This is a genomic window from Microcoleus sp. PH2017_34_RAT_O_A (genome assembly GCF_020737885.1).
Taxonomy (GTDB): Bacteria; Cyanobacteriota; Cyanobacteriia; order Cyanobacteriales; family Microcoleaceae; genus Microcoleus.
Window position 1 is genome coordinate 1 of sequence record NZ_JAEQDD010000164.1, and the last position, 7,846, is coordinate 7,846.

12 protein-coding genes and 1 tRNA gene are annotated in these 7,846 nt (G+C 46.7%); 4 read left to right on the top strand and 9 right to left on the bottom strand.

Annotation, left to right across the window (positions count from 1 at the left end):
• Positions 1-145: 145 nt before the first annotated feature.
• The 6 genes from JGK11_RS31795 to nadA all read right to left on the bottom strand — a co-directional run bounded on the left by JGK11_RS31795 (position 146) and on the right by nadA (position 3,980).
• Positions 146-262 (bottom strand): photosystem I reaction center subunit VIII, encoded by a 117-nt coding sequence (locus JGK11_RS31795; protein WP_293148481.1) that lies wholly within the window; start codon positions 260-262, stop codon positions 146-148.
• A gap of 57 nt (positions 263-319) precedes the next feature.
• Positions 320-829, bottom strand: coding sequence for a photosystem I reaction center protein subunit XI (locus tag JGK11_RS31800; protein ID WP_293148482.1), 510 nt, complete (start codon positions 827-829; stop codon positions 320-322).
• 114 nt (positions 830-943) lie between these two features.
• The gene (locus JGK11_RS31805; protein WP_293187131.1) at positions 944-1,660 is read right to left on the bottom strand and encodes a TIGR04283 family arsenosugar biosynthesis glycosyltransferase; all 717 of its coding nucleotides are present in this window, start codon (positions 1,658-1,660) and stop codon (positions 944-946) included.
• A 166-nt stretch (positions 1,661-1,826) separates the two neighbouring features.
• Positions 1,827-1,970: a hypothetical protein gene (locus JGK11_RS31810; RefSeq protein ID WP_293187132.1), complete on the bottom strand. Its 144-nt coding sequence runs from the start codon at positions 1,968-1,970 to the stop codon at positions 1,827-1,829.
• A gap of 217 nt (positions 1,971-2,187) precedes the next feature.
• Complete coding sequence (locus tag JGK11_RS31815; protein WP_293187133.1) at positions 2,188-2,805, bottom strand: TIGR04282 family arsenosugar biosynthesis glycosyltransferase; 618 nt, start codon at positions 2,803-2,805, stop codon at positions 2,188-2,190.
• Between the two features lie 206 nt (positions 2,806-3,011).
• Positions 3,012-3,980 (bottom strand): quinolinate synthase NadA, encoded by a 969-nt coding sequence (nadA, locus tag JGK11_RS31820; protein WP_293187137.1) that lies wholly within the window; start codon positions 3,978-3,980, stop codon positions 3,012-3,014.
• 214 nt (positions 3,981-4,194) lie between these two features.
• On the opposite strand from nadA, the gene JGK11_RS31825 reads away from it, so the two are divergent.
• Both JGK11_RS31825 and JGK11_RS31830 read left to right on the top strand, forming a co-directional pair.
• Entirely contained in the window at positions 4,195-5,112 is a 918-nt protein-coding gene (locus JGK11_RS31825; RefSeq protein WP_293214376.1) for a TIGR04168 family protein, read from the top strand.
• A 34-nt stretch (positions 5,113-5,146) separates the two neighbouring features.
• Positions 5,147-5,231 (top strand) — tRNA-Ser (locus JGK11_RS31830).
• 144 nt (positions 5,232-5,375) lie between these two features.
• Here JGK11_RS31830 and JGK11_RS31835 read toward each other — a convergent pair.
• Positions 5,376-5,672: a hypothetical protein gene (locus tag JGK11_RS31835; protein ID WP_293187134.1), complete on the bottom strand. Its 297-nt coding sequence runs from the start codon at positions 5,670-5,672 to the stop codon at positions 5,376-5,378.
• Between JGK11_RS31835 and JGK11_RS31840 the strand changes: the two genes are divergently transcribed.
• Positions 5,661-6,179, top strand: a complete 519-nt coding sequence (locus tag JGK11_RS31840) for a pentapeptide repeat-containing protein (RefSeq protein ID WP_293214372.1) — start codon at positions 5,661-5,663, stop codon at positions 6,177-6,179. The two genes, JGK11_RS31835 and JGK11_RS31840, sit on opposite strands and share 12 nt — an antisense overlap.
• 169 nt (positions 6,180-6,348) lie before the next feature.
• On the opposite strand, the gene JGK11_RS31845 is transcribed toward JGK11_RS31840, so the two are convergent.
• A complete protein-coding gene (locus JGK11_RS31845; RefSeq protein WP_096830678.1) occupies positions 6,349-6,471 on the bottom strand; it encodes a hypothetical protein in 123 nt (40 codons plus the stop codon).
• A 20-nt stretch (positions 6,472-6,491) separates the two neighbouring features.
• Between JGK11_RS31845 and JGK11_RS31850 the strand changes: the two genes are divergently transcribed.
• Positions 6,492-6,938, top strand: coding sequence for a DNA-3-methyladenine glycosylase (locus JGK11_RS31850; protein ID WP_325315971.1), 447 nt, complete (start codon positions 6,492-6,494; stop codon positions 6,936-6,938).
• Here the strand turns inward: JGK11_RS31850 and JGK11_RS31855 are convergent.
• The coding region (locus tag JGK11_RS31855) for a transposase (RefSeq protein WP_293214374.1) at positions 6,910-7,846 on the bottom strand (937 nt) is incomplete at its 5' end. The two genes, JGK11_RS31850 and JGK11_RS31855, sit on opposite strands and share 29 nt — an antisense overlap.

A 7,846-nucleotide genomic window follows, 5' to 3' on the forward strand; every position in this document is an offset into this window, starting at 1 on the left:
CCCGAAACATCCCAGCGCAAGCGAGTGTCTTTACTGACAATCCAAGGTTTTTTGGGAATCGCGCAGGGTTTGAACAAAATGGTACATCGTAGATTTGTCTACAAGTGTACCACCTTGTCTATTTAATCGCTAGCTAGGTAGTAGCTCAGGCGTCGCTTTCAATGTGAATAAACAACAAACCCATTACCACAACCGGCATCAGCCAGCAAACAACCGGAATCAAAATCCAAGGCAAGAAAGAAGCAGCGTAGGAACCTGTCATATCAAAATCTCCAAACTAAAGTTAGTGTGTGGCAACAGGGATATTTGGGAGTGGAGTCTAATTGTTGACTAAACCCCGGAAAATGGCATCGATGCCGTTAAAGTTTTCGAGTAAGAAGTAGGCAGCAAAGACGCCGCTCATTCCGCCAATGAAGAAACCAGCAGTGAGCTGGCTCCAGCCTTCGCCGGTTTTCAGGGCTTCGGGAGTCATGGGATTGGCGCTCGGGTAGCTGCTATTGTCATTTTTGAAAGAGACTAAACCGTAGGCAGACATACCTGTTGTGCCGAGCAGAACTAAGACGAGGGCTGTAATTAATCCGCCGAGATTAGCTGCTTCTGGATAATCCCGCAGTGGGCCTAAGACGATTTGGGGGCCGACAAGGAAATAACCGTGTGCCAAACCGATTTCTAAACCTCGAACTAGGGGTGAGAGTCCTTTGCGGTAGGCGGGCAAATTCCCAATGAATGCTTGTGTGAAATCAGAAGCACTGATGGGAGTTGCGAGATGACCCGTGAAGGGGTCGCCGTTAAAGGGTTTAATAAGCTCTGCATCTCTGGGATCGGCCATATTCTCTTTTTCCTCGCTGTGCGTAAAAATTGAGGCGTTCAAGTCATATTTTACGCAGGGACGTGTTTCCTATTTGCATAATTGGCAGCTAGCTTTAGAAAAGTTCACTATTCTTTAGTTTTGGGAAGAATTTTTCTTTTGTCTCCTATACCAGAAAGCGAGTCGATCGGGCGACACTCCGAAAAAATAAGCAATAATTACTATTTGATTGATGGCGGTGGTTTTGAGTACCCCAAGCTGCTGCCAGCGGCGGGCGGATGTCAACACGGGCTCGGGTACGATTTGGATGCGGCCTTGTTTTTTCAACCGGCGTACAAATTCAAAGTCTTCCATGAGGGGCAAGTCAGGAAAACCGCCGATTTGGTCAAAGATAGCTGAATAAAGAAAAATGGCTTGATCGCCGTAGGGCATTTGCAGAAAGTGCGATCGGCAGTTTACTCCTATTTCTACGAGCAGCAGACAGAGCGTGCGGGCATCAATCTTGAGTTCAAAGGCCCCGGCGACTGTTTGGGGTTTGGCTAGTGCAAGGCGTGCGCCAGAGTCGTAGCCGGGAGGCAAAAGAGTGTCTGCGTGGAGAAACAGCAGAATATCTCCAGTAGCCAAGGCCGCACCTGCATTCATTTGAGTGGCGCGGCCTTGGCTACTGGAGACAACTCGGACGCCCAAAGATGTTGCTATTTCTGCGGTACCGTCGTTGCTGCCGCCATCGGCGACGATAATCTCAACATTTTTGGCATTTTGGGCGGTGGAAATGACTGAGGCAATTGTAGCTGCTTCGTTTAAGACGGGAATGATAATGGAAATTTTGAGATTGAGATTTTCGGGCGGCATAGAGAATCGATCACCGCTGGAGAGAGAGAGGGCGGGTTTTGTACAAAGCTTATCTGTTATTTCAACAGGTAGCGACAGTTTGATGGCTGACACATGGGGCGGATAGAAACCGGGTTTCTACGAATTTTACTCTCTGGTCACGATAAATATACGAAGAAACCGGGTTTCACTCTTGTCGCAAAGTGCGATCGCGAACTTGCCTTTTGAGTTCCTCGTCTGAAACCCTTGATTTCCCGCAGGTAATTCCTGTGTCTGGCAAGCGTTGCCCTCGTTCTCGATCGCCCTGAAACCCTGATTCTAAGATTGACAATCAAAAACTGTCCCTAGTTTGATTATTTACTAATTTATTTGCTAATTTTTGGCTTTTTCTCGCGCTTGCGACTATTGTCGCAAGCGCTGTCTAACCGCTGCATTTGGTTAGACAAATACATTTACTATAGTATGACGTTGTGGTTTCACAATCAAGTATTTTTTATGATTTATAGATGACAATTTTTAATGAATCAGAGAAGTTAAATATAGTTTATTTATTTCAAAATACTAATATCTAAACGCAGCAAATCCTCCGGCAAATCTATGTCTGCAAGAGTGGGAAGATAAGCAATATTGAGGTCAAGATTTTGGGCGATCGCCTGCGTAGAAGAAAATACCTCACTGGTTCCCCACTTAATTCCGCTGAACAATTCCGGTATCGATCGGCGCAGCCCGATTAGATAATAACCGCCGTCTGTTGCCGGGCCCAAAACTAAATCGTGCTGGCTCAGTTTGTCAAAAGCTTGTGCCATGATTTCTGCTTTCAGATCGGGACAATCAGTTCCTATAATTGCAGCTTTGTCAACCCCTGAATTAAAAGATTTTTGAAACGCTGCTGTCATTTTTGCCCCCAAATCGCCGTCTATTTGATTTTGATAAATAATATCTGTTCCCAACCAGTCTTGCATCTGTTGTTGGTTGCCACCTGTGTGGTGAATTTCCACTGATAATCGGCGGGAGTTTTGAAGAGAGAGGGCGCGGGCGATCGCCTTTTGGGCCATCAATCGGTGCAGGTTGGCAGCACCTGTTTTTCCCAGCACAGGAATTAGTCGAGTTTTGGCTTTGCCCGCTTCGGGATAGCGGGTGAAAACAATCAGTTTTTCGGAAATCATAGATTATTCATAATTTTTAAAGAAATGACCTAATGCAGTCCCGGACGCAGGGGGGGCTAAAAACCCGGTTTCTGCGCCGCCTGCGTCCACAATAATTTTTCGGAGAAACCGATTTTTTCGCGTCCGCGATTACTAATTTAATCCCTGGATTCAACCCATCCTAAAACACTGTCAACTGTCAACTGTCAACTGTCAACTGTCAACCGTTAGCTCATTTCTAGCATTCGCTGGATAGGTTGCAAGGCTGCTCGTTGCAGTTCTTGAGACATAGTAATTTCGGGGGTTTGATTTTTCATAGCTAGATACAATTTTTCCAAAGTATTTAATCTCATGTGCGGGCATTCGTTGCAAGCACAGGTATTATTGTTAGGAGGAGCGGGGATGAAGTGTTTGTGCGGTGTTTGCTTTTGCATTTGGTGAATGATTCCCGGTTCAGTTGCGACAATAAAAGCTTGGCTGGCACTGGATTGAGAATATTTGAGCAAAGCGGTGGTTGAACCGATATAATTGGCGTGGCGAAGTACCGGAGGTTCGCATTCTGGATGGGCGATGATTTCGGCTTCGGGATTTTCGATTTTGAGTTGAACTATCTTTTTTTCTGAAAAGTTTTCGTGGACGATGCAGGCTCCTTGCCAGAGTTCCATGTGTCTGCCGCTTTGTTCGATGACGTAACGGCCGAGATTGCGATCGGGCCCAAAAATTATCGGCTGATTTTCGGGAATTTGGTTGACAATTTTGACGGCGTTGGAGCTGGTGCAAATTATGTCGCTCATTGCCTTGATTTGGGCGGTACAGTTAATGTAGGAAATAACTAAATGGTCTGGGCGATCGGCTTTGAAAGCTGCAAAGGCTTCGGGCGGGCAACTGTCGGCGAGGGAACACCCAGCATTTAAGTCTGGTAGCAATACTAATTTGTGGGGATTGAGGATTTTTGCGGTTTCTGCCATGAAATGAACTCCGGCAAAAACTATGACATCGGCGTTGGTGTTGGCGGCTTTGCGGGCAAGTTCGAGGGAGTCGCCAATGAAGTCTGCGATGTCTTGAATGTCGGAGTCTTGGTAGTAGTGGGCGAGAATGACGGCGTTCAACTCTTGTTTGAGGGCGTTAATTGCTGCAAACAAGTCGTCGGGCAGTCTGGTTTGGGTCAAGTTTTGAGCAGGTGCGGTGGTAAACACAGTTAAAATATTCCGGGGAAGGTGGCGGCTGGACTTAATATTTTGAATTATAGTTGAATTCACCAAAAACGGTGGTAAGCGGGTGGTTGGGTTGAAATAATCTAAAATCTAAAATCTAAAATCTAAAATTGGCTGGGGGAGAGTGCAAAAATTGGTCGCTGTTTCTTATGCTGAAGAAGAAGGGGCTAGGGATCGATCGCGCATGACAAATCAAATGAATCAGACTAAATCTATTAAAATTGCGGTGGTGGGGGACGTTCACGATCGCTGGGAAGCGGAAGACGGCGAGGCCCTGAAGCATCTTGGCGTTGATTTGGCGCTGTTTGTGGGGGATTTTGGGAACGAGTCGGTGGAGGTGGTGCGGGCGATCGCATCTTTGGACATTCCGAAAGCAGCAGTGTTTGGGAACCACGACGCTTGGTACACGGCGACGGAGTGGGGCCGCAGTCAGTGTCCGTACGATCGCACCGTTGAGAATCGGGTAAAACAGCAGTTAGATTTAATGGGAGAAGCCCACGTCGGTTACGGGAAACTGGATTTTCCCGAATTGGACATAACTGTGGTAGGAAGCCGCCCGTTTACTTGGGGGGGTTCGGAGTGGAAGTACAACGATTTTTATTCGGAGTGGTTTGGCGTAGAAAGTTTTGAGGAGTCGGCGAGGCTAATTGCAGGGGCGGCGGCAGATGCGGACTGCGAAAATGTGATTTTTCTTGGTCACACGGGCCCGACGGGGCTGGGAGAGGCTGCTGAAGACCCCTGCGGGCGTGATTGGAAGCCGTTGGGAGGGGATTGGGGCGACCCGGATTTTGCTGAGGCGATCGATCGAACTCGCAGCGCCGGAAAGCACGTACCGCTGGTAACTTTTGGTCATATGCACCATCAACTGCGACATACTAAGCACGAGTTGCGGAAGTCAGTGGTGAGTGCGAAGGGTACGGTGTATTTGAATGCGGCCAGCGTACCGCGAATTATTGTGGAGAGAGAGTGCTCGAAATTGCGGAATTTCTCGATCGTCCTGCTGGAAAAAGGAACAGTGTCGGAAATGTCTTTAGTCTGGGTAGGGGAAGATTTCGCGGTGCAAAGAGAACAAATTCTTTACCGGCAGACTGAATCTGCTACTGCTTGTAGTTAGCGGCAATTGCTGGTATGATAAAATCTATGCGCCTGGAGAGGTGGCAGAGTGGTCGAATGCGCCTGACTTGAAATCAGGTGAACTGAAAGGTTCCGTGGGTTCAAATCCCACCCTCTCCGTTTTTGACAACTACGAAAAGAACTGGCAAAAAATCACCCCTGCGGGGGTGATTTTGCTTACCATGTAATTTTTCTAGCCAACTTACTCGATTTAAGCGGTTTCCTCATCCGCCGGATCGCCGTAGGGATCTTCGCTGGCGGGGGTCAGATTGCCGAACATTCCAGCATCCGCGTAGGAGTCGGCAAAATTTGTTTGTTGGTGGGCTGCCCAAAGCGAAGTGAAGCAGCCGGACGGGGCGAGTCCGAAACCAAAAGCAGCACTGGTGAGGGAGAGAAGGCGGGATTTATCAGTCCGGCGGGATTTAACTGCGCCTCCGTGCTTGTCTGAAATGGTGGCAATTTTTTTGTGGAAATTCTGGAGATGTCGATCGCACTGCTGTATGAATAATTAACCGAGATAGAAAGCCACAGTGGCTTTTCAGAATTTTTATGAAAATCCAAAATATAATTACTGCTGGATTGTCGATCGCCCTTTTATTAGCTGCAACCAAATACATACCTGATTTTAACCAGCAAAACCAAGTCAAGCAATTGCTGGAGACCAAACAGTGTCCAGAATGCAATCTCAGCAATGTCAACTTGAAGGGAATGGACTTACAAGGATTTAACTTGCAGGGAGCCAACCTAGAAGGTGCTAACTTATCAGGAGCAAAACTGGCGAATGCTAACTTAAAAAATGCCAACTTGAATAAAGCCAACCTGACAGGTTCTGATTTGGGATGTAGCGGCATAAGTTTCAATCTTGATACTAATGGTCAAGCAGCAAATATGGATTTTAAAGTTAGTGCCGTACCCGAAAAGAATAACCCAGAAAATGCAGTAGTTGGTTTTAACATGAAATCAACAGACCGAGGAGCCACAATGCGTTTCAATCTTCCGGGATGCGCGGATTTTGAGAATGCTACAATGCAGGAAACTAAAATGCCCGATGGCAACATTCATCCTTAATTTCAGCAAATATAGTAACCTGCTGTATCATCATTTCTCAACTGCTTTTCATTCTTTCTGTTCTCTATTTTCTCTTTCTCTGTGTCCTCTGTGGCCTCTGCGGTTCATAAAAAAACCGCTGTCTCAATAGCAGACAGCGGTTTTTTAGGCCAGTAATTACCAGCTAAAATTAGTGAGCAGAACCGTTACCGTGATACTTGTCACTATCGTAGAAGCCGTTTTTTGTGCCGAAGAACAAACAGCACACGGTGAAAACTGCTGTCAAGACTGCTAAAACTAACTTAACGTCCATAATTTACTGTCTCCTGTTGAATGAGTGCAAATACTCAGATTGTAGAATCTTTTTGGCTGGCGCGGACATCTACCAGCGTAGCGCCTGATTTGCTGGGCTGTACTCTGGTGCGCCAGTTTCCTGACGGGGAGATTATTCGGGGAATGATTGTGGAAACAGAAGCTTACGCCCCGGGAGATCCCGCTTGTCACGCTTACCGACAGCAGACTCCTCGCAATCAGGCGATGTTCGGGCGTGCGGGTATCGGCTACGTTTACTTTATCTACGGGATGTATCACTGTTTTAACGTGGTGACGGATGCGGAGGGAGTGGGTAGCGCTGTGCTGATTCGAGCTTTGCAGCTAGATGCGCCTCCTGTCAAGTTTGCTGCTGCAATTCCCGAAAAAAAGCTGTTGCGCCTCGCCGCCGGGCCTGGGAAGCTGTTTGACACTCCCCTGCCTAAAGGCGAGGGGATTCTTTGTTCATAGACTCAACTTGCTCAGACAGGATTTCTCCAGCCAAAGTAGAGGTCAAATCTCCCAAAGCGTTCGGGCTTAAAACCCAAGTTCCGGTATGCCCTACCGTACTCAAGGCTAATTTCAGAATATTAATCGCTGCGTTCCAATCCCTATCCATAACAAATCCACATTCACAAACGTGGGTTCTTACGGATAGGGATTTTTTTACGATTGCACCGCAATTTGAACATTTTTGTGAAGTATAAGCAGGATTAACGGCAACCGTTACCCGACCAAATTTCACACCAAAATACTCCAACCACTTTCTGAATTGATACCAACCTGCGTCATTAATCGATTTAGCGAGACAGTGATTCTTTACTAGATTCTTTATTCTCAAATCTTCGTAAGCGACCAAATCGTTAGATTGGATTACGCAACGCGCCAGTTTCTTAGCGTGTTCTTCACGTTGCCGACTTATTTTGAGGTGTACTCGTCCTAATCGATTAATTGCTTTCTTGCGGTTGGCAGAGCCTTTCTTTTTGCGAGAAACACGGCGTTGCCGAAACTTCAGCCGTTTCTCGCTTGTTCGATAAAACTTGGGATTCGGTTCAACATGACCATCGGAGTCTGTATAAAACTCTTTCAGTCCCACGTCTAGTCCAACTGTTTTACCTACTGGTGCTGCATCTACTTTGTTGTCGGCGCTGATTGCAAATTGAACGTAGTAACCATCAGCGCGATGTATCAAACGAACTCGTTTAATCTGATCGATTTGGTAGAAATTGAGATCCCACGTTCCTTTTAGTTTGAGCTTGCCAATTCCCTTTTTATCAGTGAATGTGATTTGCTTCCGAGTTTCTGAGAGTTTCCAGCCGCTGACTTTATACTCAACTGAGCGACTGTTTTTCTTGAAAGTCGGATAACCTTTCTTTCCG